Here is a 26431-nt window from a genome sequence, read left to right on the forward strand (position 1 = left end):
TCAAGAAACCAGCGGCACTACTTGCCACAGGCCGTTCTGCTGAATCAATTGGCGGTCGCAGTCTGCCTCTTGGGCACCAGCCTGCTGTTGCCCAGGCAACGCCTGAACCACACGCTGACCTTCACTGCGAAGCTGGCAAACCTGCTGCCAGAGTGCCGCATCTGTGCTGTCAGGCATCCAGATACCGCCAGACGGTAGCTCGACTTCAGCACGCCCCAGGGTCACCAGGGTTTTCAAATCGGTCGAAAAACCGGTAGCCGGACGGGCACGTCCGAAAACAGCACCTATATCGTCATAACGACCGCCCTGGGCGATGGAGTCCCCAACGCCCGGTACAAAGACCGCAAACACCACACCTGTGTGGTAGTGATAACCACGCAACTCACCCAGGTCAAAATACAGCGGCAACTGCGGGAAACGCACAGACAACCGCTCGGCAATCGCCAGCAAGTCATCCAGAGCAGCCATGACCTGGGCCGGAGCCTTGGCCAGACGCTCACGCGCAGCAACCAGCACTTCGCGGCCGCCACACAAACTAACCAATGCCTGCAGCATGCCTGCCAAATCAGCCGGCAAACCTTCGGTCAAGGCCGTTACTTCGTCGATCGCCTTGCGTTGCAGGGCGTCGAACAATTGTTGTTCCACTTCAACCGACAGGTTGGCCGCACGGGCCAGACCACGGTAAATACCAACATGCCCCAGGTCCATGTGCACATCCGGCACATCGGCCAGTTGCAACATCGCCAACATCAGGCTGATGACTTCAACGTCGCTGCTCGGGCTTGCATCGCCATACAACTCGGCACCCAACTGGATCGGGCTGCGCGAGGATGACAACGCACGCGGCTGCGCATGGAGCACGCTACCGGCGTAGCACAGACGGCTCGGGCCTTCGCGACGCAGGGTATGCGCATCGATGCGCGCCACTTGCGGCGTGATGTCGGCACGAAAACCCATCTGGCGACCCGTTTGCGGGTCAATAACCTTGAAGGTACGCAAGTCGAGATCCTGGCCAGCCCCTGTCAGCAAAGACTCCAGGTATTCGATATGCGGGGTGACGACGAACTCATAGCCCCAGCTCTGGAACAGATCCAACACCTGACGGCGCGCCACTTCAATGCGGGCTGCCTCTGGTGGAAGTACTTCTTCGATGCCATCTGGCAAGAGCCAGCGGTCTACCGTTGCCATTACGCCATTCCCCTATGATCCGGGCGGCCAGCCAGCAGGCGAGCCTTGAGTAAAGCAGAACGTGGCTGCGTCTTGAACGCGCACAGCAAAAAAGCCCAAGCGACAGGCTTACACAGCACATTCCTCGAAAAATCTGCCGAAGCTGTAACAGCCATTCGGTCAATCAAACATGCAGACGCAAAAAAGCCGGGAATTTCCCGGCTGCCGCATCATACACCCGTTTTCTAAAAGGATCACCCCGCCAGGCAATTTGACCGCCAAGCGGAGTGAATGCAGCCTCCTAAAGAGAGGCCCTTTCAGTTGAGAGCGAGCCTGCTCGCGATGTAATCAACTCGGCTTGCCTGACAAATCAAGTCGACCGCATCGCGAGCAGGCTCACTCCCACCCACAGGCTTCAAGCGTTTTTACTGTTGCGCAGGCTTGGATTTTTCCAGGTAGCGGAAGAAATCGCTGCTTGGGTCAAGAACCAGTACATCGCTCTTGTTCGCAAAGCTTTCGCGGTAAGCGCGCAGGCTGCGATAGAACTTGTAGAACTCCTGATCCTGGCCATAAGCCTTGGAGTAAATCGCAGCAGCCTGGGCATCACCATCACCGCGCGACTCTTCGGACTGACGATACGCCTCAGCCAACAGCACGCGGGCTTGACGATCGGCGTCAGCACGAATGCCTTCTGCCAGTTCGTTACCCTTGGCGCGGTGCTCACGAGCTTCACGCTCACGCTCACTGCTCATACGTTCGAAAACGCTGCGGTTAACTTCTTTCGGCAGGTCGATGGCCTTGACCCGAACATCGAGAACTTCGATACCCAGCTCTTTTTCAGCCATTTTGTTCAGCGATGCAGTCAGTTCAGCCATCAGCGCATCGCGCTCACCGGACACCACTTCATGCAGCGTGCGCTTACCGAACTGGTCACGCAGCCCCGATTCGAGACGACGCGACAGGCGCTCGTCAGCAACTTGCTTAAGACCCGACGTCGCAGCGTAGAAGCGACCCGCATCTTTCACACGCCACTTGGCGAATGCATCAACCATTACTGCTTTCTTTTCCAGCGTCAGAAAACGCTGAGTCGGAGCGTCCAACGTCATCAAGCGGCCATCAAACTTGCGCACCTGGTTGACGTAAGGAATCTTCACATGCAGACCCGGCGGAACATCGTCCTGCACCACACGACCAAAGCGCAGCATAACGGCACGTTCGGTTTGCGAAACGATGTAGAAGCTGTTCCAGGCAACAATCGCCACGACAACGGCAACAATAAGGGCGATCAGCGATTTATTGCTCATCAGCGACTCTCCCTGGTACGCGGTGGTGTCGGCATGTCCGACTTGGCATGGGATGCCGAGTCGTTATTGCCCGCCGCAGCTGCCGAACCCGTTGCCGGGTTGCTGCCATTACGGCCTTCAATCATTTTGTCCAATGGCAAGTACAGCAAGTTGCTCTGGCCGTTTTTGTTGCCGGTCACGAGTACTTTGCTGGTGTTGCTGAAGACATCCTGCATGGTGTCCAGGTACAGACGATCACGCGTTACATCCGGAGCCTTGCGATACTCGGCAACCAGCTTGGTAAAGCGGTCGGCTTCACCCTTGGCACGAGAAATCACTTCGTCACGGTAGCCGTTGGCGTTTTCGATGATGCGCTGGGCCTGACCGCGTGCTTCCGGCACCACGCCATTGGCGTAGCTTTCTGCCTGGTTGCGGGCGCGCTGCTCGTCTTCACGGGCACGAATCACGTCATCAAAGGCTTCCTGTACTTCACGCGGTGCCGCTGCGTTTTGTACGTTGACCTGAGTCACGGTGATACCGGTCTTGTAGGTATCGAGGAAGCGCTGCAAGCGTTCCTTGATGTCTACAGCCATCTGCTCACGACCTTCGGTCAGCACCTGATCCATCGCAGTGGAACCCACTACGTGACGCAAGGCGCTTTCAGTGGCCTGTTGCAGGCTGACTTCCGGCTGATCAACGTTCAACACGAAATCACGCAGGTTGCTGATCTTGTACTGCACGGTCAGCGGCACTTCGACGATATTTTCGTCTTCAGTCAGCATTTGACCCTGCTTGGTGTACGCACGCTCACGCGTCACGTTCTCCATGTACTTTTTATCGAACGGCGGGAAGTAGATGTTCAGACCCGGCCCAACGGTGTCGTAGTACTTGCCCAGGCGCAGCACGACGGCTTGCTCCTGCTCGTCGACTACATAGACAGCGCTGTACAGCCAGGCAGCCGCCAGTACGACAAGGCCGATGCCGAGCAAGCCGTAACCGGCGCCCTTGCCATTCGAGCCACCATCACTGCCGCCACCGCCAGTACGTTTTTTCCCACCACCGAACAACCCATTCAGGCTTTCCTGCAGCTTTCGGAAGGCCTCGTCGAGATCTGGTGGACCCTTGCGGTCGCCATTATTAGGGCGTTTGCCACCCCAAGGATCTTGATTGTTCGAGTTGCCACCCGGCTCATTCCAAGCCATAGCGCTCTCCATCTGATAAAGCAAAGACGCGCCCACGGCGCGCCGACCAATGCTACAGAATGCCTATCACAGCGGCACAGCCGCTTTGCGAGGCTTTTATTGCAAAGTGTGTTCTTCGATGAATTCCAGCGGCTGCATCCCTTCGCGGCTGACCAAGCGGTTTAACTCGGCTCGCGGCAGGCGTACGTCCAACAGACTGGAGCCCTCATCGTCATGCTCTTCCTTTTGCACAACCCCCAGTTCGAAGAACTGTGCACGCAGTCGAGCAAAACGTTGCGGCAAGCGCAAGGTGCCAACAAACAAATCATTGCCCAGTAACTCGGCGATGGCCTGCTCAAGCAACTCCAACCCTTGACCATCACGGGCCGACAACCAGACCCGCTGCGGCTTGCCATCGGCATCACGCTGGATCTGCGGCTCGACACCTTCAAGCAAATCGATTTTGTTGTAGACCTCGAGAATCGGCAAGTCCTGCGCACCAATTTCGCCCAGCACCACCATCACCTGCTCGATCTGAGCCATACGCTCAGGCTCGTGCGCATCGATCACATGCAGCAGCAAATCGGAATTGCTCGACTCTTCGAGCGTAGACCGGAAAGCTTCAACTAGCTTGTGCGGAAGGTGACGAATAAAGCCCACGGTGTCGGCCAGCACGATCGGTCCCAGATCGTCTAGATCAAGGCGGCGCAAGGTCGGATCAAGCGTGGCGAACAACTGGTCGGCGGCAAATACGTCAGAGCCGATGACCTTGTTGAACAGCGTGGATTTACCGGCGTTGGTATAGCCCACCAGCGACACCGTAGGGATATCGGCGCGTTGGCGACCTCTACGGGACTGCTCGCGTTGACTGCGGACTTTTTTCAGGCGGGATTTGATCTGGCTGATGCGCACTCGCAACAGACGGCGGTCGGTTTCAAGCTGGGTTTCACCCGGCCCGCGCATACCAATGCCGCCACCTTGACGCTCAAGGTGAGTCCAGCCACGCACAAGGCGCGTGCTCATGTGGTCAAGCTGGGCCAGTTCGACCTGCAACTTACCTTCATGGGTACGGGCGCGTTGAGCGAAGATATCGAGAATCAGCCCGGTACGATCAAGCACGCGACACTCGAAAACACGTTCGAGGTTACGTTCCTGACTGGGCGTAAGCACGTGATTGAAAATCACGATGTCTACCTTCTCGGCCTTGACCAGGTCGCGCAACTCCTCGACCTTGCCACTGCCAATCAGGTATTTGGCTGATGGCCGATGACGCGGCACGTTATAAAACGCGACGGTATCGGCGCCAGCCGACACAGCTAACTCCTGGAACTCCTGCGGATCTTCGCGCGCCTCAGGGTCCTGTCCTTCCAAGTGAACGAGGATCGCTCGCTCACCACCACCGTGGCGCTCAAAGAACAAAGCAGACTCCTATCAGGCGTTACCTGGCTCAGCGTCTGCCAGTTCCGATTCAGTTGCGCTTGGCAAACGAATTGGACGAACCGGGACTACTGTCGAGATAGCGTGCTTGTAAACCATTTGGCTGACGGTGTTTTTCAGCAGGATCACGAACTGGTCGAAAGACTCGATGGTCCCCTGCAGCTTGATCCCGTTGACCAGGTAGATGGAAACGCCAACCTTCTCTTTACGCAAAGTATTCAAGTAAGGGTCTTGTAGCGAATGCCCTTTTGACATATGCCGCACTCCTGTAAGGATAAAAAATAGAAACAAAAATTAGATGACCGCTGTCGCCACATCCATAGGATAGACGGCATTTGCCAAGACTCAGCTCAATATGGAGACCGATTCCAGGTATTTCAAGGCTCGTGGCAGATTGTCGCAGTCCAGACTGTCCAGCCAATGTAGGTCGTCCCAACTGCGCAACCAGGTGAACTGACGCTTGGCCAATTGGCGCGTGGCAATGATTCCGCGCTCCCGCATCTCGACCGCTGTCAGCTTGCCGTCAAGGTAATCCCAGACTTGGCGGTAGCCTACAGCACGTATAGACGGCAACCCTGCATGCAGGTCACTTCTACGGCGCAGACTTATGACCTCGTCAATGAACCCCTGTTCCAGCATCTGCCCGAATCTTAGTGCAATTCGCTCATGCAGCACCTGACGGTTCGCCGGAGCGATGGCCAGATTCGCGACAGTATAGGGCAATTGGCTGTGCCCAGAAGCCGCTGCTTTAGTCGTTTGTTCAGATTGTTTTTGCCGATGCGCCGTCACGCTCATGCCGCTGACCCGATAAACCTCCAGCGCCCGCGTCAGACGCTGCGGGTCATTGGGGTGAATCCGCGCCGCAGACTCCGGATCGATGGCCGCCAACTGGTCGTGCAAGGCTTGCCAGCCAAGGCGCTGAGCCTCCTCTTCGAGCTGCGCACGCACCAGAGGATCGGCCGCCGGCATGTCGGCCAGGCCGTCAGTCAGGGCCTTGTAATAGAGCATGGTGCCGCCTACCAGCAGCGGGATATTGCCGCGCGCGGTGATTTCAGCCATGGCCTTGAGCGCATCGCGGCGAAAATCTGCCGCCGAATAGCTGTCGGCCGGGTCAAGAATATCGATCAACTGGTGAGGGTGTGCAGCCAGAATTTCTTTGGAAGGCTTGGCCGTGCCGATATCCATGCCGCGATAAACCAGCGCCGAATCGACACTGATCAGCTCGCAGGGCAGCACCTTGGTCAGCTCGATAGCCAAGTCGGTTTTGCCGGCAGCCGTAGGGCCCATCAAAAAAATGGCCGGGGGTAAAGCATTGGAACCTGTCATCAGCGACCGCGCAAAAAGAGTTTGTCCAAGTCGTCCAGGCCCATTTGGGTCCAGGTGGGACGACCATGATTGCACTGACCACTGCGCTCGGTATTTTCCATGTCACGCAACAAGCCGTTCATTTCCGGAATTGCCAAACGCCGATTGGCCCGGATCGCACCGTGGCAGGCCATGGTGCCGAGCAACTCATTGAGATGCGCCTGAATCCGGTCACTGGTGCCGTACTCCATCAGGTCGGCCAGCACGTCATGCACCAGGCGCTGAGCCTCAGCCTGCTTGAGCAGGGCCGGGATCTGGCGGATGGCCAGCGTTTCCGGACCAAGACGCTGCAGCTCAAAGCCCAGGCGCTGGAACCACTCGGCGTGCTCTTCGGCGCAGTCTGCTTCACGCTGACTGACCGCAATCGACTCCGGCACCAGCAGCGGCTGCCCGCTCAGGCCTTCGCTGGCCATGGCGATTTTCAGGCGTTCATACATGATGCGTTCGTGGGCAGCGTGCATATCCACCAGCACCAGGCCCTGGGCGTTTTCGGCAAGGATATAAATACCCTTGAGCTGCGCCAGCGCAAAGCCCAGCGGAGGGATATCACCCTGCCCGTCCGGCAGCGGCGCAGCGCCAGCTTCAGGCAATGGCGCAAAAAACTCGCGATAGGCATTGCGGGCTTCTTCGACAGGCACTGAAGGCGCGGAAGGCTGAGGCCGGTACTGATACTGATAGCCAGCGCCTGCACCCGAGCCCGCGACATGCTGGGTTGGCGCCGCTTGCGGCTGCTCCAGAACATTGGCGGCCAAGCGCATTTCACCTTGCGGGCCAAACTCTCCGGCGTCGAGCCCCGTAGCGCGCTCGGCCCCGGGAACCGGCGCTGGCGCGGCCAGTTGATCTTCCGGACGCACATCGCCCAGGGCCCGGTGCAAGGTGCCATACAAAAAGTCATGCACCATGCGCCCGTCACGGAAGCGCACTTCGTGCTTGGTCGGGTGCACGTTGACGTCGACGACCGAAGGGTCGACTTCAAAAAACAGGACAAAGGTCGGATGACGACCGTTGAACAGCACATCGCGGTAGGCCTGGCGCACCGCATGGGCCACCAGTTTGTCGCGCACCGCACGGCCATTCACATAGAAATACTGCAGGTCGGCCTGGCTGCGCGAGAAGGTCGGCAACCCCACCCACCCCCACAAATGCAGGCCATTGCGCTCGATTTCGATCGGCAGTGCCTGCTCCAGAAACGCCGAGCCGCAGACTGCTGCCACACGCCGGGCGCGGGCAGTATCGTCATGGGCTTCATGCAGATTGAGGATGGTTTTACCGTTGTGGCGCAGATTGAACGCCACATCAAACCGCGCCAGCGCCAGGCGTTTGATCACTTCTTGCAGATGATCGAACTCGGTTTTTTCGGTTTTGAGAAACTTGCGGCGCGCCGGGGTATTGAAAAACAGGTCACGCACTTCAACCGAGGTACCCACCGGATGCGCGGCAGGTTGAACCCGAGGTGCCATATCACGCCCTTCAGTTTCGACCTGCCAGGCCTGATCGGCGCCACGGGTGCGCGACGTCAGGGTCAGGCGTGCAACGGAGCTGATGGATGCCAGTGCCTCACCGCGAAAGCCCAGGCTCATCACCCGTTCAAGGTCTTCAAGGTCGCGAATCTTGCTGGTGGCGTGACGAGCCAGCGCCAGCGGCAAGTCGTCGCTGGAAATACCGCTGCCATCATCACGCACCCGCAGCAACTTGATCCCGGCCTGCTCCACATCCACGTCGATACGCTTGGCGCCCGAGTCGAGGCTGTTTTCCAGAAGCTCTTTGATTACCGAAGCCGGACGCTCAACCACCTCGCCAGCGGCAATCTGGTTGGCCAGGCGCGGGCTGAGCAGTTCAATCCGCGCACTGCTGTTCAACACCCCGTCACTCATTGCTGGGCCGCCAAGGCGGTGGCCGGAATATTCAGGTTTTGGCCGACTTTCAGTTCATCGGTTTTCAAGCTGTTGCTGGAGCGTAATGTCGCAACGCCCACCTGGTAACGCACGGCAATCATTGCCAGTGTTTCGCCGGGCCGAACGGTGTGCTCGCGGGCGCCCTGAGCAATTTTACCAGTGTCACGCAACCAGGCGATGTAAGTGCCCGGAGGCGGGTTTTGCTGGAAGAACTGGCGCACGCCGCTGCTGATCGAACGCGCCAGCGCTTGCTGGTGACTGCTCGACGCCAGCTTCGACGCTTCGTTGGCGTTCGAAATAAACCCGGTTTCAACGAGGATCGACGGGATATCCGGCGACTTGAGCACCATAAACCCGGCCTGTTCCACGCGCTGTTTGTGCAGCGGTGTGACCCGACCGATGTTGCTCAAGACTTTTTGCCCCACATTCAGGCTGGACGTCAACGAAGCCGTCATCGACAGATCGAGCAATACACCCGCCAGCATGCGGTCCTTGTCGTCGAGGCTCACATTGCCCGCGCCGCCAATCAAGTCAGAGCGGTTTTCGCTGTCTGCCAGCCAACGGGCGGTCTCAGAAGTAGCGCCACGCTCAGACAAGGCAAACACCGAAGCACCAAAGGCGGCCTTGGACGGCGCGGCATCGGCGTGGATTGAAACAAACAGGTCGGCACCCTTCTTGCGGGCGATTTCGGTACGGCCGCGCAACGGAATAAAGTAGTCGCCAGTGCGCGTCAGCTCAGCCCTGAAGCCTTTCATGCCGTTGATCTGGCGCTGCAACTCTTTGGCAATCGCCAGCACCACGTCTTTTTCACGCTGACCTGCAGAGCCCGAAGCACCCGGATCTTCACCGCCGTGGCCGGCGTCAATCACCACCACCACACTGCGTTTGCCGCTCGGAATCGGCGGCAGTTTCACGTCAGGTTGAGCCGGAGTGACCGGAATCACAGGCACAGTGGCTACGTTGGTGGCAGGCAGGCTTGGGGAGAGATCGGCACCCTGGTCATACAGGTCGACCACCAGGCGGTTGCCGTACTGGGCATTCGGCGCCAGAACAAAGCTCTTGGGAGTAACGGCCTTTTTCAGGTCGATCACCACGCGCAAATCCGTGGGGGTTCGTTGCGCCGAGCGCATGCTGGTAATAGGCGTATTGGCCGTTTGCACATTCAACGGCCCGGCCAGGGTCGCACCATTGATATCAATCACCAGGCGGTCAGGCGCTGTCAGCGTAAACACACTGTGTTGCACCGGGCCGGTCAGATCAAAAACCAGTCGTGTGTTGTCCGGTGCCCGCCACAAACGCACGCTTTTGACCTGTGTCGCCGCCAAAGCGTTGACCGCCATGACACTGAGCAACACACCAACAACACTTACTAACGCGCGAAAGCGCATACCAAACCCCATCATTATTTGTATTCCGGTGCCAATGCGGCACACCAAGACTCGCCACGTGAACCTTGGGGCGTCAGCTTCAGCAAACGCCCGGTGTTGTGCGCACTAATGGTAATGGTCAGGTCAGGCTTTGGCAAAAAGCCTGCACCTTTATCGGGCCATTCAATCAAGCATAGGGCGTCTTCGTCGAAATAATCGCGAATCCCCATATATTCGAGCTCTTCCGGGTCGACCAAGCGGTACAGGTCAAAATGGAAGGCTCGAATATCGCCAATCTCATAGGGCTCAACCAACGTGAAAGTCGGGCTTTTGACCGAGCCGGTGTGCCCAAGGCCGCGAATCAAGCCTCGTGACAGGGTGGTTTTGCCCATCCCCAGATCACCGTCCAGAAAGATCAGGCCATGGCCTTGAGTAACGGTCGCCAGGCGCGCGCCAAAGGCGGTCATGGCCTCTTCATCGGCCAGTTGCAGTGTTATTTCGTGCACGGTGCGTGTTCCTCCAACAACAGACGAATGGCTGGAATCAAATCACTGGCCGCCAGCCCACGGCCCAATTGTCCTTGTTGTTCTCCGGCGCGGGCATGCAGCCACACCGCCAGGCACGCCGCATCGAAGGCGTTCATGCCCTGAGCCAGCAACGCGCCAATCACGCCTGCCAGCACATCACCCAAACCGGCCGTAGCCATGGCCGGGTGACCATGATTGCAAATGGCCAATTCACCCTCCAGCCCTGCAACCAGAGTGCCTGCTCCTTTAAGAACGCAGACCACTGAATATTTTTTAACCAATGCCCGAGCCGCGGCCGGGCGGTCTGCCTGCACTTGCTCGGTACTGATGCCCAGCAACCGCGCCGCTTCGCCAGGGTGCGGAGTGATCACAGACCCGGACGCCAGCCCAATGACTGCGTTGGACAACAGATTCAGCGCATCGGCATCCCACACTTGAGGCATTTTTGCCTGCGCTGCAGCCGACAACAGACTACGCCCCCAGGGCGCTTGCCCCAAACCCGGCCCAACCACGACCACCGACGCCTGCGCCAACACATCCATCAACTGATTGGCCGAAGACACGCCCAGCGTCATCACTTCAGGCACCAGCACCAGCGCGGCGGCCACGTGTTCGGGGCGTGTGGCCAGCGATACCAGCCCTGCACCGCACCGCAGTGCGGCGTGTGCACTCAAGTTGATCGAACCGCCAAACCCGCGATCTCCACCCACCAGCAGCACATGTCCGAACTGGCCTTTATGGGCGCTTGGGGCACGCGCAGGCAGTCGCGGCAGGGTGTCTGCGCGAAGGGCTTTGGGGTCAGCTAACAGGTGTTTGGTCTGCGGCATACGTGTCGTGCTCCGATGTCTGGCAGAATTATACGCATCTCAGCTCCGGTTTCTCTTGCCTCATGCCTGCTATTACTGCCGACCTCCCCGCTCTCGCTCAGTCCATCAAGGAATGGGGCCGCGAGCTGGGCTTTCAACAAGTCGCCATTGCCGGCCTCGATCTGGGAGAACACGAACACCATCTGCAACGCTGGCTCGATGCTGGCTACCATGGCGACATGGACTACATGGCCGCCCATGGCAGCAAACGTTCACACCCTGAAGAGCTGGTGCCCGGCACCTTGCGCGTGGTTTCCCTGCGCATGGACTACTTGCCCGGCGACACCCACATGGCGCAGTTGCTGGCCCAATCCGAAAAAGCCTACGTGTCGCGCTACGCCCTGGGCCGCGATTACCACAAGCTGATCCGCAAGCGTGTGCAGCAACTGGCCGACCGCATTCAGGCGGATATTGGACCGTTTGGCTTTCGCGCCTTTGTCGACAGCGCTCCGGTACTGGAAAAAGCCATCGCCCAACAGGCAGGCCTGGGCTGGATCGGCAAGAACACCCTGGTACTCAATCGCAAGGCGGGCAGCTACTTCTTCCTGAGCGAGTTATTTGTCGACTTGCCGCTGCCGGTCGACCCGCCCCATGAAACCGAGCACTGCGGGCGCTGCACCGCCTGCCTGGACATTTGCCCCACCAATGCCTTTGTCGGACCCTATGTTCTGGATGCGCGCAAATGCATTTCGTACTTGACCATCGAACTGAAAACCGCGATTCCCGAAGAGCTGCGCTCAATGATCGGCAATCGGGTGTTCGGCTGTGATGACTGCCAGATCGTCTGCCCATGGAATCGCTTTGCCCGCACCACGACTGAAGGTGACTTCAAGCCAAGGCACAATCTGGACAACGCCGGGCTGGCCGAGCTGTTTATGTGGGATGAAGACACGTTCCTCAGCAACACCGAAGGCTCCCCCCTGCGTCGGGCGGGGTACGAGCGCTGGTTGCGCAATCTGGCAGTGGGATTGGGCAATGCGCCGTCGACGATCCCGGTACTTGAAGCCTTGAAGGCGCGCCGCGAATACCCGTCAGAGCTGGTGCAGGAACATGTGGAGTGGGCGCTGGCACAACACGCCAAGCGTGCCTGACCACTCCCGCAATTGCTTAATGCTCGTCGTTGTAAACGAACTTGGGCATTTCCCAGTTAAAACGAATCGCCAGCAAGCGCAGCAGCAAACCGCCGAACAGGGTGACGAAAATCGCCTGTTCGTTGGGCATTTCCAGATAAGTACACAGCAAGAAACACCAGGCAGCCGCAAACGATACGCTGGCGTACAGCTCGCGGCGGAAGATCAACGGGATGTCGTTGCAGAAAATGTCGCGCAGGATGCCGCCAAATACTCCGGTAATGACCCCGCTCACCGAGGCCACCAGCATGCCCTGCCCCATCTCAAGGGCCGTCATGCAGCCAATCAGGGTAAACGCCACCAGCCCCAGTGCATCGAGCACCAAAAACAGCGAACGTAAATGACGCATCAAGGGCGCGATAAAAATCGTCACCAGCGCGGCAAAGGTAGTTAAGACCAGGTATTCCGGGTGTTTGACCCAGGTCAGCGGGTAATGCCCCAACAATACGTCGCGCACCGAACCGCCGCCTAGCGCCGTGACACAGGCAATCAGCACCACGCCGAACCAGTCCATGCCCCGACGCCCGGCAGACAGCGCCCCGGTCATGGCTTCGGCAGTAATGGCAACTAAATAGAGCATCAGCAACATGGCAGCGATCCTTGCAAGAAGGCGCGCAGTCTACTCTCAGTTGGCATTAGCACCAAAAGGGGGCAGCAAATACTGTTCTTTGTGGGAGCGGGCTTGCTCGCGATGGCTTCGCTGCGGTTCGGTAGATGTACCGAGTCGCTTGCATCGCGAGCAAGCCCGCTCCCACAGGGGGATCAACGGCAACTTAGAATTTGATGAAGTGCTTGCGGTAGTGCTGCAGCTCGGCAATAGACTCGCGAATGTCGTCCAGAGCAAGGTGCGTGCCTTTTTTCACCAGGCTGTCGCGCACTTCAGGGGCCCAGCGAGCTACCAGCTCCTTGAGCGTCGAAACGTCCAGGTTGCGGTAATGGAAGTAGCTTTCGAGCGTTTTCATGTGGGTGTACAGGAAGCGACGGTCCTGACAGATGCTGTTGCCGCAGATCGGCGACTTGCCTTTTGGTACCCATTGCTCAAGAAACGCGATGGTTTGCGCTTCTGCTTCGGCCATGGTGATGGTGCTGTCCTTGACGCGCTGGGTCAGGCCACTGCCACCGTGGGTGCGGGTGTTCCATTCATCCATACGTGCCAGCACTTCATCGCTGTGGTGAATGGCGATGACCGGGCCTTCAGCCAAGGTATTGAGGTTGCTGTCGGTTACGATGGTGGCCATTTCGATAATGACGTCGTTGTCAGGGTCCAGACCGGTCATTTCCAGGTCGATCCAGATCAGGTTCTGCGCGTTTTGCATAATGGCCTCCAGTGCTTGGTTGCGCAGTTTAGCTTAGGCGTGCTGCCCTCGTGCTAAACTCGCCTGCGTTTTACCCTTCTTATCGTTTTATCAACACGGAACACCCATGGCCAAACGCCAGCTCAATCGTCGTCAGAATTGGCGCATCGAAAAGATCCAGGGCGAGCGCGCTGCCCGCGCCGCCAAACGCGAATCCAGTGCCGTCGAAGCCCTTGAAGGCGGCGATTTAGGCCCCGAGCAGCTCGGCCTGGTGATCGCGCACTTTGGTGTGCAGGTCGAAGTCGAAGCCCAGGAAGGCGAGCTTAAAGGCCAGATGTTCCGCTGCCACCTGCGCGCAAACCTGCCCGCACTGGTGACCGGCGACACGGTTGTATGGCGCGCCGGCAACCAGGGCATCGGCGTGATCGTCGCCCAACTGCCGCGTAAAACCGAACTGTGTCGCCCGGACAGCCGTGGCCAGCTCAAGCCGGTTGCAGCCAACGTCGACATGATCGTGATTGTGTTCGCGCCAATGCCCGAGCCACACGCCAACCTCATCGACCGTTATCTGGTGGCCGCCGAGCACGCGGGGATTCGTCCGTTGTTGCTGCTTAACAAGGCTGACTTGATCGACGATCAAAACTCACCCGCGCTCAATGCGTTGCTGGGGGTTTATCGCCAACTGGGTTATCCGGTACTCGAAGTGTCGGCCCATCACGGTGATGGCATGCAGCAGTTGCAAGCGCAACTGGACGGCCATATCAGCGTGTTTGTGGGTCAGTCGGGCGTTGGCAAGTCGTCCCTGGTCAACAGCTTGCTGCCAGAGGTCAACCTGCGGGTCGGGCCGCTGTCCGAAGTCTCTGGCCAGGGCACGCACACCACTACGACTGCACGACTGTTCCACTTTCCGGGCGGCGGTGAATTGATCGACTCCCCGGGTATTCGCGAGTTTGGCTTGGGCCACGTGAGCCGGGCCGATGTTGAGGCGGGTTTTATCGAGTTCAACGACTTGATCGGGACTTGCCGTTTCCGCGATTGCAAGCACGACCGCGAGCCGGGCTGTGCATTGCTGATGGCCCTGGAAGATGGCCGCGTGCAGCAGCAACGCATGAACAGCTATCGCTCGATCATTGCGAGCCTGCCCGAGTCGAGCTACTAAGCCCCCTATCAACTTCCGTGGGAGCGGGCTTGCTCGCGATTGCATCGCCTCGGTGAATCAGGTGTTCCGAGTCGCTTGCATCGCGAGCAAGCCCGCTCCCACCGTTTTTACGGGGCCTTGTCGTCAAACAAGTTCAGCTTCTGGCGCTCTTCATGCATCGGCATGGGCTGTTTGTCAGCCGGCAACTTGATCGGGTCAACCGGCTCTTTCGGTAACTCCTGGGCCTTTACCGACTCAACGCCCTGCTCGCCTTCAATCGCCTGCTGGGCCTTTTTAGTCAGCACCACGATGTCGATTCGACGGTTGATCGGGTTATAGGGGTTGGCCTTGTCGAACAACACTGACGACGCATACCCCACTACCCGCGCAATCTGTGCATCAGGGTAACTCCCCGCCACCAAAGCGCGCCGGGCCGCATTGGCACGGTTGGCCGACAATTCCCAGTTGCCAAAATCGCCACCTCCCGCATAGGGCATGGCATCGGTGTGGCCGCTGATGCTGACTTTGTTCGGCACCGCTTTGATGGTGTCGGCCATGGCCAGCAAAATATCCTCGAAATAAGGCTTGAGCCGCGCACTGCCCACATCGAACATCGGTCGGTTTTCGGCGTCCATCATCTGAATCCGCAAGCCGTCCGGGGTGATTTCAAACAGCAGCTGATCCTTGAATTTGCGCAATTGCGGGTTTTCTTCGACCTTGTTCTGCAACTCCTGAAGCAGCAGTTCGAGACGCTCTTTCTCGACCTGCTCCGCCATGCTTTCAACCTGGTCCGCATCGACTTTGATCTTGTCGGGCTGAGGCTGCAGCTTTTCTTCGGGATTGAGGGTGTTCTCCGGCGCCAGCGCAGGCGTGCCGCCCAGGTCGATGATGTACGGCGTGCCGCTTTCACTGAAACCGATCGGGTCCTTGAAATAACCGCCGATGGCGATTTTTTGCTCCGGGGTCGCGGCCGTCATCAGCCACATCACCAGGAAGAACGCCATCATCGCCGTGGCAAAGTCAGCAAAGGCGATTTTCCAGGCGCCACCGTGATGGCCTGCGGCGTAGCGCTTTACGCGCTTGATAATTATGGGCTGGTTGTTTTCCATAAATCAGCGACCGCGAACCACTTGTTCAAGCTCGGAAAAGCTGGGGCGATGCTTGGGATACAGCACCTTGCGACCGAACTCGACGGCAAGCGAGGGCGGTATGCCCGAGGCCGAGGCCACCAGCGAGGCCTTGATCGACTCATACACGTTGATTTCTTCCTTGGCATCGTGGGCCAGTGAGGTCGCCAACGGACCGAAGAAACCATAAGCGGCCAAAATACCGAAGAACGTCCCCACCAGCGCGGCACCTACGTGCATGCCGATTGCGGCCTGATCACCCTCACCCAGCGAGGCCATGGTCACCACAATCCCAAGAACCGCCGCCACAATACCGAAGCCGGGCATGCCGTCGGCGATCCCGGTCACGGCATGGGAAGGATGCTCCAGTTCTTCCTTGAGGTTGAAAAGCTCCATGTCGAACAGCCCTTCGAGCTCGTGGGGCGCCATGTTGCCCGACGACATGATGCGCAGGTAATCACAGATAAACGCCGTCATGCGCTCATCCTTGAGGACGGTGGGGTACTTGGCGAAGATCGGGCTGGCCGCAGCGTCTTCAATGTCGCTCTCGATGGCCATCATGCCTTCGCGGCGACTTTTATTAAGAATCTCATACACCAGGCCCAGCACTTCCAGATAGAAAGCGTGGGAGAAACGCGAACCGAACATGCTGAGTGATTTTTTGATCACGTGCAGTGTCATGTAGCCGGGGTTGGCTTGCAGGAACGCGCCAAAGGCCGCCCCGCCAATGATCAGGACCTCGAACGGCTGAATCAGCGCACCGATCTTGCCGTGGGAAAGCACGTATCCGCCAAGCACACTCGCGAACACGACAATGATGCCGATAATTTTAGCCATAGATATAAAAGTACTTACTGAGTCGGGTTCAAGGTCATATTCCAGCGAAGCTAAAACTCTTCTTCTCCTTATCGGCGAATCTGCGCCAGACTATAGCCGGCAAAGCCGAAAATCCATTCGACCTCCACAATCGATGATGATCGCGTCCCCATAATGGCCAATGAAACCTGCGCACCACCATCAACACCCACCACTCTGGATGCCTGGGTCTTACTCCTGGACACGGTTGACTTGCCGATCCCGCAAAACAGCCATGAGCGAGTATTCAAGACGATCAACGACAGTCGCCGCTCATTGCGCGAAATTGCCGAGGTCATGCAGGACAGCCCGGCACTGGCACTCAGGATCATTCGCGAGGCCAACCAACAGGCTCAGAGCAGCCTGAGCGAGCCTGCCGAAAGCCTTGAAGTGGCCATCAACCGTCTCGGCCTCAAGCGCACCCAAGGGCTACTCGAACACGTTCCCGCACTGGCAATCGAAAACATCCCGATGGCCTATCGACAAATCCAGCTCATTAGCCAGCACGCCGCACAGCAAGCCATTGGGCTATTCGGCAATCGTCTGGCGCGGCTCTGGCAAGAAATCTACTGGAGCAGCCTGCTGTTTCTGTCACCGTTATGGGCGCTGGCGCTTACCCACCCGCTACTGCTTGAAGCCTGGGAACGACGGGTGGTCGAACACGGCGAATGCGCCAAAAAAGTCGAACTGGCGTTGTTCGGTCTACCGCTGTTTGATATCTGCCTTGCGCTGGCCAAACTCTGGCGCCTGCCCGCCTGGGTGATGCAGGGGTATACGGTTATCACCGACGAGCGCCGTACGCTGGTCAAGGTGTTGCACATCGCCCGCGACACTCATCATCCGTTACGCCAGCAACAGCACCTGGACGCCGATCCGGCGCTGCGCCGCTGGTTCAACCAGCCCGCCAACAGCGTATTGCTGGCCAACTGCCTGGCGCTTTCGGCGCAACAGGCATGGGACACGCCACACAATTTGCGCTGGCAATACGTCACCAGCCTGTACTTGCAAATGCCGTTGGATGAAGTGCAGCAGCAAGTGCACCAACACGCGGTCAACAGCGGGCGCTATCACTCCATGCCAGAGCTCTGGCACCCGGCCCAGGCACTGCTCTGGCCATGGGATGCGCGCCGCACCAGCCACAGCTCGCTGGCTGCGCCACCGCCCTCGGCTGAGGCGCTGGCCGCGTGGCGCAAACACTGCGGGCAATTGCTGGAGCAACCCAGCGCATTCACCAACCCTATGCACCTGACTACCTGCGCCCGAGAAGCCTTGCTGGCATGTGGCATGCGCCGGGTGATGCTGCTGACGCCCGACAAGACCTCGACCGCCCTGACCGTGAACCAGATTGCCGGGCTGGCGAAGACGGCCTTCGACCTGATCGTGAATATCAGCGAGAGCACCGCCCTCCAGCGCTTGATGACGCAACCGGCACAGGTGCGACTGACTCCCGAAAACAATCCCGTCATATCCGCGGTTTTACCCTACAGCTTGCGCAGCCTGTTCCCTGGCGAGCATCTACTGTTACGCTCCCTAAGCAACAACGGCCGCGTGGTCATGCTGATACTGGCAGACCAGGGCGGCGGACCCTTCTCGGAAACCAGCGTGCAGGCATTCGGCAAAACGGCCCAATGCATCGAGAAAGCCCTGAATAGCTTTAGTAGTCGCGGGCGCTAGCGCTACAATCCCCCCCTTTTTTGCTCTGGAGGCTTCATATGCCTGGCTTCTCTGGCTTGCCGTTAGTGATTGAACCGAGCGATCTGTTCGCCCGGCTCAACGCCCCCGAATTGATCCTGGTCGACCTGACCAGCGTCGCGCGATACGAAGCCGGGCATATTCCGGGGGCTCGCTTCGTCGACCCGAAGCGCACGCAACTGGGCCTGCCGCCGGCGCCCGGCTTGCTGCCGACCCAGGCTGCGCTCGAAGCATTGTTCGGCGAGTTGGGGCACCACCCCGATGCTGTCTACGTGGTGTATGACGACGAGGGCGGCGGTTGGGCCGGGCGGTTCATCTGGCTACTGGATGTGATCGGCCACAAGGCTTATCACTATCTGGACGGCGGCATTCACGCATGGACCGGTGACGGTCACGCCGTCAGCCAGGACGTACCTCCTGCGGCCGGCGGCCCGGTTGCACTGACCCTGCACGACGAGCCCACCGCGACCCGCGAGTACCTGCAAAGCCGCTTGGGCGCCCCGGATCTGGCGATCTGGGATGCGCGCAACGAAGCCGAATACACGGGCGAAAAAGTGCTCGCCGCCAAGGGCGGGCATATCCCCGGGGCGAAGAATTTTGAATGGACCGCAGGCATGGATAAAACCCGCAACCTGCGTATCCGCACTGACATGGCGCAGATCCTCAAGGATCTGGGCATCACGCCAGACAAAGAAGTGATTACCCACTGCCAGACTCACCATCGTTCTGGCTTTACTTATCTCGTTGCCAAATCGCTCGGTTATCCGCGTGTCAAAGGCTACGCCGGCTCTTGGGGCGAATGGGGCAACCATCCCGATACCCCTGTCGAGCTGCCTGTAAAAAATTAAGGACCTTGAATGAAAACGCGTTTGTTCCTCCTCAGTCAGTACCTGTTGCCGCATCACCTGCTGTCACGCCTGGCCGGCTGCATTGCCGAGTGCCGCGTGCGCTGGTTCAAGAATGCATTCACCACCTGGTTCGCCAAGCGTTATCAAGTGGACATGTCCCAGGCACTGGTTGAAGACGTTACCGCCTACGAGCACTTCAATGCCTTCTTCACCCGCGCATTGAAAGACGGTGCCCGCCCGCTGGATCAAACTCCGGGCGCAGTATTGAGCCCTGCCGATGGCGCGGTCAGCCAACTGGGTCCGATTGAACACGGCCGCGTGTTTCAGGCAAAAGGCCACAGTTACAGCGTGCTGGAACTGGTGGGTGGCGATGCTGCTGTGGCAGCACAGTTCATGGGCGGCGACTTCGCCACCATTTACCTGTCGCCAAAGGACTACCACCGCGTGCACATGCCACTGGCAGGCACCTTGCGCGAGATGATCTACGTGCCGGGCCGCCTGTTCTCGGTTAACCAGACGACAGCCGAAAACGTACCGGAGCTGTTCGCCCGCAACGAGCGTGCCGTGTGCATTTTTGATACCGAGCGCGGCCCGATGGCGGTGATTTTGGTGGGTGCCATGATCGTGGCGTCGATTGAAACCGTATTTGCCGGCCTGGTCACGCCGCCTAAACGCGAGCTGAAAACCTTCCGTTACGACGAAGCTGCACGTGCGCCCATCCATTTGGAAAAAGGGGCCGAGCTGGGCCGCTTCAAACTGGGTTCGACCGCCATCGTGCTGTTCGGTGCCGATCAAGTGAAGTGGGCTGAAGGCCTGGCGGCAGGTACGCCGGTGATGATGGGGCAAGGCATTGGTGCACCGGCTCACGCCGAACAAGCACCCGAGTAAAAAACGTGTGGGAGCGAGCCTGCTCGCGATGGCATCACCTCAACCCGTCAGGTGTACCGGGTTGATTGCATCGCGAGCAGGCTCGCTCCCACCGTTTATTTACAAGGCCTTGCGGTCACGCTGGCCCAGCAGGTACAGCACGCCATCCAGACCCAACGTCGAAATGGCATGTTTGGCCGACTTTTTGACCAGTGGCTTGGCACGGAATGCCACACCCAGCCCGGCAATTGCCAGCATCGGCAAGTCGTTGGCGCCATCACCGACCGCGATGGTCTGCTCCAGGCTCAAGCCTTCCTTTTGAGCCAGCTCACGCAGCAAGTCCGCCTTGCGCTGCGCATCCACAATCGGCTCTACCGCAACCCCCGTCACCTTGCCATCCACCACTTCCAGCTCGTTGGCGAATACATAGTCGATGCCCAGTTTCGCTTGCACCTGCTTGGCAAAGTACGTGAACCCGCCCGACAGGATGGCGGTCTTGTAGCCCAACCGTTTGAGTTCAGCGAACAGCACTTCGGCGCCTTCGGTCAGGCGCAGCGAAGCGCCGATGGCATCCAGCACCCCCACGTCCAGGCCTTTAAGCAGCGCCATGCGCTCCTTGAAACTGGCCTTGAAGTCCAGCTCACCAGCCATGGCGCGCTCGGTGATTGCAGCGACCTGATCACCCACACCCGCAGCCTTGGCCAACTCGTCGATCACTTCGGCCTCGATCAGGGTCGAGTCCATGTCGAACACCGCAAGACGGCGATTGCGACGGAACAGGGTGTCTTCCTGCAGCGCGATATCCACACCCAGCTCTTGGGCCAGGTTGAAGAAATCGGCACGTAGCGCTTCACTATCCGCGGGCTCGCCGCACACACGCAGCTCGATGCAGCTTTTGCTCAACTGCGTTGGAGCATCCAGCGGTACGCGGCCAGACAAGCGATCAGTCTGTTCGATGTTCAAGCCGTGCTGGCTGATGATCGACGTCACGCGCTGAAGCTCGCGAGCGGTCACTTGACGACTCATCAGCGTCACCACATGACGGGTCTGGCTTTGCTCATTGACCCAGCGCTGGTAATGCTCCTCGCTGATCGGGTCAAAACGCAGTTGCAGGCCCTCTTGGGCGATCAATGGCTGCAGGTCTTTAAGCACCGCCGACACCTGCTCTGCCTGTGGGATTTCCACCAGAAAGCCCAACGACAAAACGCCATGGATGGCGGCCTGACCGATGTCGAGAATATTCACACCATTGCTGGCCAGTACACCGGTAATGGCCGCAGTGAGACCCGGACGGTCCTCACCTGTGATGTTAATCAGGACGATTTCGCGCAAGGCACACCCCCATTCGCTAAAAAAAACGCATTCTACCCACTTTCAGTGACCATCGGGCACCGCCAAGGCTTTGCCGCCTCTAGGCTGCTCGCTATACTGCGCACCAACTTAACGGACTAAGAGCCGCGCTCAGTGAACCGGCCATTGCCTGTCAAAACCGATAACTTCTTCCTGCTGATCTTCCGGGCCCTGCGCGATCGCCGCATTCCGATTGCTCTGCGTATTGCCAGCCATAACGTGATTCTGGTCGCCTTGGCGCTGGTCATCTATGCCGTGGTGATGGGACTGCAATTCAAGCAGGCCATGCATGAGCAGGCAGATGCCCTGGGTCAGAGCCTGACCACACAAACCGCCACCTCGGCGACAGAGCTGCTGGTGTCCAATGACATCCTCAGTCTCAACGTGCTGCTCAATAACCTGACCAAAAACCCGCTGGTGGCGCACGCTGCTATCTATAGCGTCGATAACCGCATCCTCGCCGAAGCCGGGCAGCGCCCCAAAAACGGCCTGCTGGGCGAAACCGAAGGCGTATATCAGACCAAGATCACCTTTCAGGATGTGACCGCCGGGCATCTGCGCATCAGTCTGGACATGAACCAGTTCGAACAGCCGATGACCATCAGCCTGCAGAGCATGGGTATTCTGAGCGCCATTTTGCTCGCCCTGGCCCTGGCCTTGAGCCTGCGACTGGGACGCCACATCACCACGCCACTGCTGCAATTGCGGGTATGGTTGCGCGAGCCCGACCCTTACACCCCGGCCATCCAACGCCAGGATGAAATCGGTGATCTGGCCCGCCAGCTTCATAGTCGCCTCGCCCCTCCGGCGCCCGAGCCAGAACCCGAGCCAGAACCGGAAGAAGACTACGACGACAGCGACTACGAAGAAGCCGAAGACAACGAGCCGACCTTCGAAGTGCGCAACCTGAGCGATCCGACGTTCGATGAAGCCCCTGCCGCACCTGCGCCCAAGGCTGCTCCTCGACAGCTGTTCAGCACCGCAGAAGACGAAAACGACGACGAAGACCCGTTCGCCGACTTGCGCGACACCAGCACAACCAGTGCTGCGCCGATTGCGCTGGCCAAGCCCAAACAGGTCGTGTCGGCTGCGCCACAGCCAAGCGCCGTACTTGCGGTGCAACTGGGCGCCCAAGAGCAACTCCGTCGCCTGCCCCGCGCCCGTTTGATGGAACTGCTGGAGCGCTATCGCGACTGCCTGAACCAGGCGGCTTCGCTGTATCAAAGCGAACTGCATACGCTCAACGATGGCAGCACTCTGATGCTGTTCCATAGCGAAGACAGCGGCGACGACTACCTGACCAACGCCATTTGCTGCGGCGAACTGCTGCGGGCCCTGGGCCATGCCTTGCAGATCGAAGTCGCGGACAGCGGCATTACCCTGCAATTGCAGCTGGGCCTGGTGCTGGGCGAAGGACTGAACGGCATGAGCCAGATTGACTTGCTGCTGACTGAGGTCGCTCAGGACGCCCTGGCGCTGTCGCAACACAGCCGCAACTTGCTGCTGGTGGAGCGCAAGATCAGCGACGACCCGCTGATCCGTCAGCGCGCCCGTATCCGCCCGATTGCCAGCCCTGAAGGTGCCTGCTGCGTTGAGCGCCTGATGGAGCCTTACCCGTCCATGCTGGAGCGCCAACTGGCACGGATGCATGAGAACCGCGGATAAAGTCAAAAGCTAAAAGCTCCTCACCCCAACCCTCTACCGGCGGGAGAAGGAGCTAACCGTGTTGTTTTCGAACTCATTGCCAATCTGTCAAATTGCATTAAAGCTCAAGCATCCCCCGATCAGTCCCCTCTCCCTCCGGGAGAGGGCTAGGGTGAGGGGCTTTTGACCTTCCATAAAAAATCCCGCACACATAGGCGGGATTTTTTGTTTTTTGTCAGGGTTTAGAAGCGGAACACTTCCATATCCGTACGAATCGGTGCAGCCATCGGGATCCGGGGCTTTTCGGCGCTCTGCTTGGGTGTAGCCTTGGTCTCGGGCTTGCGCATCTCAACCAGCGGCGGCTGATTGGCCAATGGCTTGAGCGCCACCGCCAACTGCTCACTCAACTGTTGCAGCAGTTGCCCTTGAGCCTTGACCTGATCAGCCGTGGAGCCCGAGTGTGGCTGCTCCAGGTGAACAATGCGGTTGTCACGCACCTGACCGCGACGATCGATCAAACGCCATTGCGCATCCAGTACCGCAGGCAGATTCTTGCCCGAGTCCAGGCGAGTGATCGACAACAGCACCTGCACATCCGGACTGAAGCCCGCAGTGGCCGGCGACAGGACGACACGCTGGCTGTCCAGACGCCACGCCAGCTGGCGCACCAGCAGTTGGTCGATGTCTGAAGACAGGCTGCCAGCCCATCGACCATCGGTGGCTGCACTCAGGCTGCCATCGGGTTGACGTTGCAGCAGTGTTTCACGTTGCAGGTAGTCGGCCACGCTGATCGGGCCAAGCACCACGGCCATGCCGGCGCTTTGCGCGGGCTGGCCTGGGGCGCCGCTGTCCAGCTGGTACAAGGCCGCTGGCTGGTGCGTTGTGCACCCCGCCAGACCCAGCACACCGGTCAGCAACGCAATTATAGGAAGGCGTAGAACGTTCATCATTCCATCCAGGTGGCCGCCATAGGGCCAGCCGCAGTGTGATTCTCGAAAGGTTCGCAAAGCACATTGCCATTAAGCCGTGCCGCAAACGCGGCATATCATCCGCGAATATTGGACCTGACTCCAGCGCTGTCGCGCCGATCTGCGCGTAAAAACGCAGATCGGGCACGCTAAACAGCCTTAATTGGGCGTTTCTACCAACAAGGCATCCACACGCTGGAAGCCACGGGGCAGTTTATTACCCCGACGACCGCGCTCACCCTTGTAGTGTTCCAGGTCATCCGCCTTGAGTGACAGTGTGCGCTTGCCCGCCTGCAATACCAGCGTGGCGTTGTCTGGCAGCACGGCGAGGTCGGTCACGTACTCTTCGCGGTTCGCCACTCGGTCGCCGGGAATGCCGATGATCTTGTTGCCCTTGCCCTTGCCCAGTTGCGGCAAGTCGCTGACTTTGAAAATCAGCAGACGACCTTCAGTGGTCACCGCCGCCAGCCAGTTGTGCTCACGATCCGACACCGGCCGCGGTTGCATCACCTGAGCGCCTTTCGGCAGGCTGAGCAGCGCTTTACCGGCCTTGTTTTTGGCTTGCAGGTCTTCACCCTTGACCACAAAACCGTAACCGGCATCGGAGGCGATAACGTACAGCGCATCGTCTTCAGGCAACAGCACGCATTCGAAGGTCGCGCCCGGCGGCGGGGTCAAGCGTCCGGTCAGCGGCTCGCCCTGGCCACGGGCCGAAGGCAAGGTGTGCGCTGCCACCGAATAGCTTCGCCCCGTGGAGTCGATAAACACCGCAAACTGATTGGAACGCCCTGCAGCGGCGGTCTTGTAACCATCCCCTGCTTTATAGGACAGGCCGGTGGCGTCAAGGTCGTGGCCTTTACCGCAACGAACCCAGCCTTTTTCCGACAGTACAACAGTGACCGCTTCGGTAGGAACCAACTCGTTTTCCGACAAGGCCTTGGCTTCAGCACGGGACACGATTGGCGAGCGACGGTCGTCGCCATAGGTTTCGGCATCGGCCAGTAACTCGGTACGCACCAGCTTTTTCAGCTTGGTTTCGCTGCCCAGCAAGGTTTGCAGCTTGGCTTGTTCTTTACGCAACGCATCCTGCTCGGTGCGCAGCTTCATCTCTTCAAGGCGGGCCAATTGGCGCAGGCGCGTGTCGAGGATGTAGTCAGCCTGGATTTCGCTCAGGGCAAAGCGTGCAATCAGCTCGGCCTTGGGGTGTTCCTCGGTACGAATGATATGAATCACTTCGTCGAGGTTCAGGTAGGCGGTGAGCAAACCGTCCAACAGGTGCAGGCGGCGCTCGACCTTATCGAGGCGGAACTGCAAGCGGCGGCGTACGACATTGATCCGGAACTCCAGCCACTCCACCAGCAAGGCGCGCAGATTTTTCAGCTGCGGCTTGCCGTCCAGACCAATGATGTTGATGTTGACCCGGAACGTGGACTCAAGCTCAGTCACGGCGAACAAGTGCTGCATCAGTTCGTCGAGGTCGACCTTGTTGTTGCGCGGAATGATCACGATACGGCACGGGTTTTCGTGGTCAGATTCGTCGCGCAGGTCGGTGACCATTGCCAGCTTGGTAGGCTTGGCCTGCATGAGAGCAGCGATCTGCTCCAGTACCTTGGCGCCCGAGACCTGATGCGGCAACGCGGTGACCACAATGTCGCCGTCTTCAACGTGATACACGGCCCGCATGCGCACCGAGCCACGACCCGTCTGATAGATCTTCAGCAGGTCGGCACGCGGAGTGATGATTTCGGCCTCGGTCGGGTAGTCCGGGCCCTGGATGTGCTCGCACAGCTGTTCAACCGTGGCCTTGGGCTCATCGAGCAAGCGCACGCACGCACTGGCGACTTCACGCAGGTTGTGCGGCGGCACGTCAGTGGCCATGCCCACGGCAATACCGGTGGTGCCATTGAGCAGGATGTTCGGTAAACGCGCAGGCAAAACCGCCGGTTCGTCGAGGGTGCCGTCAAAGTTGGGAACCCAGTCCGCCGTGCCCTGGCCCAGCTCGCTGAGCAAGACTTCGGAATAACGCGACAAACGTGCTTCGGTGTAACGCATGGCCGCGAACGACTTGGGATCGTCCGGCGCACCCCAGTTGCCCTGACCGTCGACCAGGGTGTAGCGGTAGCTGAACGGCTGAGCCATCAGCACCATCGCCTCGTAGCACGCCGAGTCGCCGTGGGGGTGGAACTTGCCGAGTACGTCACCGACGGTACGCGCCGATTTCTTGTGCTTGGAGTCAGCGTCCAGCCCCAACTCGCTCATGGCGTAAACAATGCGCCGCTGTACGGGCTTGAGGCCGTCGCCGATGTGCGGCAAGGCCCGGTCCATGATTACGTACATGGAGTAGTTGAGGTAGGCCTGTTCGGTGAAGTCGGCCAATGACCGGCGTTCTACGCCGTCCAGGCTGAGATCAAGGGAGTCGCTCATGCGGA

23 protein-coding genes are annotated in these 26431 nt (G+C 59.1%); 6 read left to right on the forward strand and 17 right to left on the reverse strand.

The window, feature by feature from the left end; genetic code table 11:
- From RGV06_RS12425 to RGV06_RS12470, 10 genes are all read right to left on the reverse strand, one after another.
- On the reverse strand, window positions 1–1188 hold the full coding sequence (locus RGV06_RS12425; RefSeq protein ID WP_019826238.1) for an ATP phosphoribosyltransferase regulatory subunit: 1188 nt from the start codon (window positions 1186–1188) through the stop codon (window positions 1–3).
- Window positions 1189–1592: 404 nt separating this feature from the next.
- Window positions 1593–2471, reverse strand: coding sequence for a protease modulator HflC (gene hflC / locus RGV06_RS12430; protein ID WP_019826240.1), 879 nt, complete (start codon window positions 2469–2471; stop codon window positions 1593–1595).
- Complete coding sequence (gene hflK / locus RGV06_RS12435; RefSeq protein WP_019826241.1) at window positions 2471–3652, reverse strand: FtsH protease activity modulator HflK; 1182 nt, start codon at window positions 3650–3652, stop codon at window positions 2471–2473. The genes hflC and hflK overlap by 1 nt, the downstream gene beginning before the upstream one ends.
- Before the next feature lie 96 nt (window positions 3653–3748).
- Window positions 3749–5050, reverse strand: a complete 1302-nt coding sequence (gene hflX / locus RGV06_RS12440) for a ribosome rescue GTPase HflX (RefSeq protein ID WP_322150114.1) — start codon at window positions 5048–5050, stop codon at window positions 3749–3751.
- Window positions 5051–5062: 12 nt separating this feature from the next.
- Window positions 5063–5323: an RNA chaperone Hfq gene (gene hfq, locus RGV06_RS12445; protein WP_019411154.1), complete on the reverse strand. Its 261-nt coding sequence runs from the start codon at window positions 5321–5323 to the stop codon at window positions 5063–5065.
- Between the two features lie 90 nt (window positions 5324–5413).
- Window positions 5414–6394, reverse strand: a complete 981-nt coding sequence (miaA, locus tag RGV06_RS12450; RefSeq protein WP_046809175.1) for a tRNA (adenosine(37)-N6)-dimethylallyltransferase MiaA — start codon at window positions 6392–6394, stop codon at window positions 5414–5416.
- Window positions 6394–8307: a DNA mismatch repair endonuclease MutL gene (gene mutL, locus RGV06_RS12455; RefSeq protein WP_401015645.1), complete on the reverse strand. Its 1914-nt coding sequence runs from the start codon at window positions 8305–8307 to the stop codon at window positions 6394–6396. The genes miaA and mutL overlap by 1 nt, the downstream gene beginning before the upstream one ends.
- The gene (locus RGV06_RS12460; RefSeq protein ID WP_197678352.1) at window positions 8304–9728 is read right to left on the reverse strand and encodes an N-acetylmuramoyl-L-alanine amidase; all 1425 of its coding nucleotides are present in this window, start codon (window positions 9726–9728) and stop codon (window positions 8304–8306) included. The genes mutL and RGV06_RS12460 overlap by 4 nt, the downstream gene beginning before the upstream one ends.
- Window positions 9729–9730: 2 nt before the next feature.
- Complete coding sequence (gene tsaE, locus RGV06_RS12465; protein WP_019826251.1) at window positions 9731–10201, reverse strand: tRNA (adenosine(37)-N6)-threonylcarbamoyltransferase complex ATPase subunit type 1 TsaE; 471 nt, start codon at window positions 10199–10201, stop codon at window positions 9731–9733.
- Window positions 10189–11049 (reverse strand): NAD(P)H-hydrate dehydratase, encoded by an 861-nt coding sequence (locus tag RGV06_RS12470; RefSeq protein WP_322150115.1) that lies wholly within the window; start codon window positions 11047–11049, stop codon window positions 10189–10191. The genes tsaE and RGV06_RS12470 overlap by 13 nt, the downstream gene beginning before the upstream one ends.
- Window positions 11050–11111: 62 nt before the next feature.
- Here RGV06_RS12470 and queG point away from each other — a divergent pair, with 62 nt between their 5' ends.
- Complete coding sequence (gene queG, locus RGV06_RS12475; protein WP_322150116.1) at window positions 11112–12179, forward strand: tRNA epoxyqueuosine(34) reductase QueG; 1068 nt, start codon at window positions 11112–11114, stop codon at window positions 12177–12179.
- A gap of 16 nt (window positions 12180–12195) precedes the next feature.
- Here queG and RGV06_RS12480 read toward each other — a convergent pair whose 3' ends face one another.
- Both RGV06_RS12480 and orn read right to left on the reverse strand, forming a co-directional pair.
- Window positions 12196–12807: a trimeric intracellular cation channel family protein gene (locus tag RGV06_RS12480; RefSeq protein ID WP_019826256.1), complete on the reverse strand. Its 612-nt coding sequence runs from the start codon at window positions 12805–12807 to the stop codon at window positions 12196–12198.
- Between the two features lie 184 nt (window positions 12808–12991).
- Complete coding sequence (orn, locus tag RGV06_RS12485) at window positions 12992–13534, reverse strand: oligoribonuclease (RefSeq protein WP_048352220.1); 543 nt, start codon at window positions 13532–13534, stop codon at window positions 12992–12994.
- Between the two features lie 106 nt (window positions 13535–13640).
- On the opposite strand from orn, the gene rsgA reads away from it, so the two are divergent.
- Entirely contained in the window at window positions 13641–14672 is a 1032-nt protein-coding gene (gene rsgA / locus RGV06_RS12490; RefSeq protein WP_019826259.1) for a small ribosomal subunit biogenesis GTPase RsgA, read from the forward strand.
- 107 nt (window positions 14673–14779) lie between these two features.
- Here the strand turns inward: rsgA and motB are convergent, their stop codons facing one another.
- Together motB and motA are read right to left on the reverse strand one after the other, a co-directional pair.
- Entirely contained in the window at window positions 14780–15760 is a 981-nt protein-coding gene (gene motB / locus RGV06_RS12495; RefSeq protein ID WP_019826260.1) for a flagellar motor protein MotB, read from the reverse strand.
- A gap of 3 nt (window positions 15761–15763) precedes the next feature.
- Window positions 15764–16615, reverse strand: coding sequence for a flagellar motor stator protein MotA (motA, locus tag RGV06_RS12500; RefSeq protein WP_322150118.1), 852 nt, complete (start codon window positions 16613–16615; stop codon window positions 15764–15766).
- Window positions 16616–16768: 153 nt separating this feature from the next.
- Between motA and RGV06_RS12505 the strand changes: the two genes are divergently transcribed.
- From RGV06_RS12505 to asd, 3 genes are read left to right on the forward strand one after another with little or no spacing between them, the layout of a single operon-like run.
- The gene (locus RGV06_RS12505; RefSeq protein WP_037032435.1) at window positions 16769–18307 is read left to right on the forward strand and encodes an HDOD domain-containing protein; all 1539 of its coding nucleotides are present in this window, start codon (window positions 16769–16771) and stop codon (window positions 18305–18307) included.
- Window positions 18308–18345: 38 nt separating this feature from the next.
- Window positions 18346–19173, forward strand: coding sequence for a rhodanese-like domain-containing protein (locus RGV06_RS12510; protein ID WP_019826266.1), 828 nt, complete (start codon window positions 18346–18348; stop codon window positions 19171–19173).
- Between the two features lie 9 nt (window positions 19174–19182).
- Entirely contained in the window at window positions 19183–20061 is an 879-nt protein-coding gene (gene asd / locus RGV06_RS12515) for an archaetidylserine decarboxylase (RefSeq protein WP_019826268.1), read from the forward strand.
- Between the two features lie 99 nt (window positions 20062–20160).
- Here asd and serB read toward each other — a convergent pair whose 3' ends face one another.
- Window positions 20161–21372, reverse strand: coding sequence for a phosphoserine phosphatase SerB (gene serB, locus RGV06_RS12520; RefSeq protein ID WP_019826270.1), 1212 nt, complete (start codon window positions 21370–21372; stop codon window positions 20161–20163).
- Window positions 21373–21504: 132 nt separating this feature from the next.
- Here serB and RGV06_RS12525 point away from each other — a divergent pair, with 132 nt between their 5' ends.
- Window positions 21505–23055 (forward strand): AhpA/YtjB family protein, encoded by a 1551-nt coding sequence (locus tag RGV06_RS12525; protein WP_322150121.1) that lies wholly within the window; start codon window positions 21505–21507, stop codon window positions 23053–23055.
- Window positions 23056–23276: 221 nt separating this feature from the next.
- On the opposite strand, the gene RGV06_RS12530 is transcribed toward RGV06_RS12525, so the two are convergent.
- Window positions 23277–23981 carry a PqiC family protein gene (locus RGV06_RS12530; protein ID WP_201356178.1) on the reverse strand — a complete coding sequence of 235 codons (705 nt, stop codon included), beginning with the start codon at window positions 23979–23981 and terminating at the stop codon, window positions 23277–23279.
- 180 nt (window positions 23982–24161) lie between these two features.
- Window positions 24162–26426, reverse strand: a complete 2265-nt coding sequence (gene parC, locus RGV06_RS12535; RefSeq protein WP_046809167.1) for a DNA topoisomerase IV subunit A — start codon at window positions 26424–26426, stop codon at window positions 24162–24164.
- Window positions 26427–26431 lie beyond the last annotated feature (5 nt).

The sequence above is a fragment of the Pseudomonas sp. CCI3.1 genome, from assembly GCF_034313985.1.
In the GTDB taxonomy this organism is placed as follows: domain Bacteria; phylum Pseudomonadota; class Gammaproteobacteria; order Pseudomonadales; family Pseudomonadaceae; genus Aquipseudomonas; species Aquipseudomonas psychrophila.

Bases quoted from the DNA above. Each gene is read 5' to 3' on its own strand.
- RGV06_RS12425 (WP_019826238.1), bottom strand. From the start codon at position 1,188: ATGGCAACGGTAGACCGCTGGCTCTTGCCAGATGGCATCGAAGAAGTA.
- hflC (WP_019826240.1), bottom strand. From the start codon at position 2,471: ATGAGCAATAAATCGCTGATCGCCCTTATTGTTGCCGTTGTCGTGGCG.
- hflK (WP_019826241.1), bottom strand. From the start codon at position 3,652: ATGGCTTGGAATGAGCCGGGTGGCAACTCGAACAATCAAGATCCTTGG.
- hfq (WP_019411154.1), bottom strand. From the start codon at position 5,323: ATGTCAAAAGGGCATTCGCTACAAGACCCTTACTTGAATACTTTGCGT.
- miaA (WP_046809175.1), bottom strand. From the start codon at position 6,394: ATGACAGGTTCCAATGCTTTACCCCCGGCCATTTTTTTGATGGGCCCT.
- mutL (WP_401015645.1), bottom strand. From the start codon at position 8,307: ATGAGTGACGGGGTGTTGAACAGCAGTGCGCGGATTGAACTGCTCAGC.
- RGV06_RS12460 (WP_197678352.1), bottom strand. From the start codon at position 9,728: ATGGGGTTTGGTATGCGCTTTCGCGCGTTAGTAAGTGTTGTTGGTGTG.
- RGV06_RS12470 (WP_322150115.1), bottom strand. From the start codon at position 11,049: ATGCCGCAGACCAAACACCTGTTAGCTGACCCCAAAGCCCTTCGCGCA.
- queG (WP_322150116.1), top strand. From the start codon at position 11,112: ATGCCTGCTATTACTGCCGACCTCCCCGCTCTCGCTCAGTCCATCAAG.
- RGV06_RS12480 (WP_019826256.1), bottom strand. From the start codon at position 12,807: ATGTTGCTGATGCTCTATTTAGTTGCCATTACTGCCGAAGCCATGACC.
- orn (WP_048352220.1), bottom strand. From the start codon at position 13,534: ATGCAAAACGCGCAGAACCTGATCTGGATCGACCTGGAAATGACCGGT.
- rsgA (WP_019826259.1), top strand. From the start codon at position 13,641: ATGGCCAAACGCCAGCTCAATCGTCGTCAGAATTGGCGCATCGAAAAG.
- motB (WP_019826260.1), bottom strand. From the start codon at position 15,760: ATGGAAAACAACCAGCCCATAATTATCAAGCGCGTAAAGCGCTACGCC.
- motA (WP_322150118.1), bottom strand. From the start codon at position 16,615: ATGGCTAAAATTATCGGCATCATTGTCGTGTTCGCGAGTGTGCTTGGC.
- RGV06_RS12505 (WP_037032435.1), top strand. From the start codon at position 16,769: ATGGCCAATGAAACCTGCGCACCACCATCAACACCCACCACTCTGGAT.
- RGV06_RS12510 (WP_019826266.1), top strand. From the start codon at position 18,346: ATGCCTGGCTTCTCTGGCTTGCCGTTAGTGATTGAACCGAGCGATCTG.
- asd (WP_019826268.1), top strand. From the start codon at position 19,183: ATGAAAACGCGTTTGTTCCTCCTCAGTCAGTACCTGTTGCCGCATCAC.
- RGV06_RS12530 (WP_201356178.1), bottom strand. From the start codon at position 23,981: ATGAACGTTCTACGCCTTCCTATAATTGCGTTGCTGACCGGTGTGCTG.
- parC (WP_046809167.1), bottom strand. From the start codon at position 26,426: ATGAGCGACTCCCTTGATCTCAGCCTGGACGGCGTAGAACGCCGGTCA.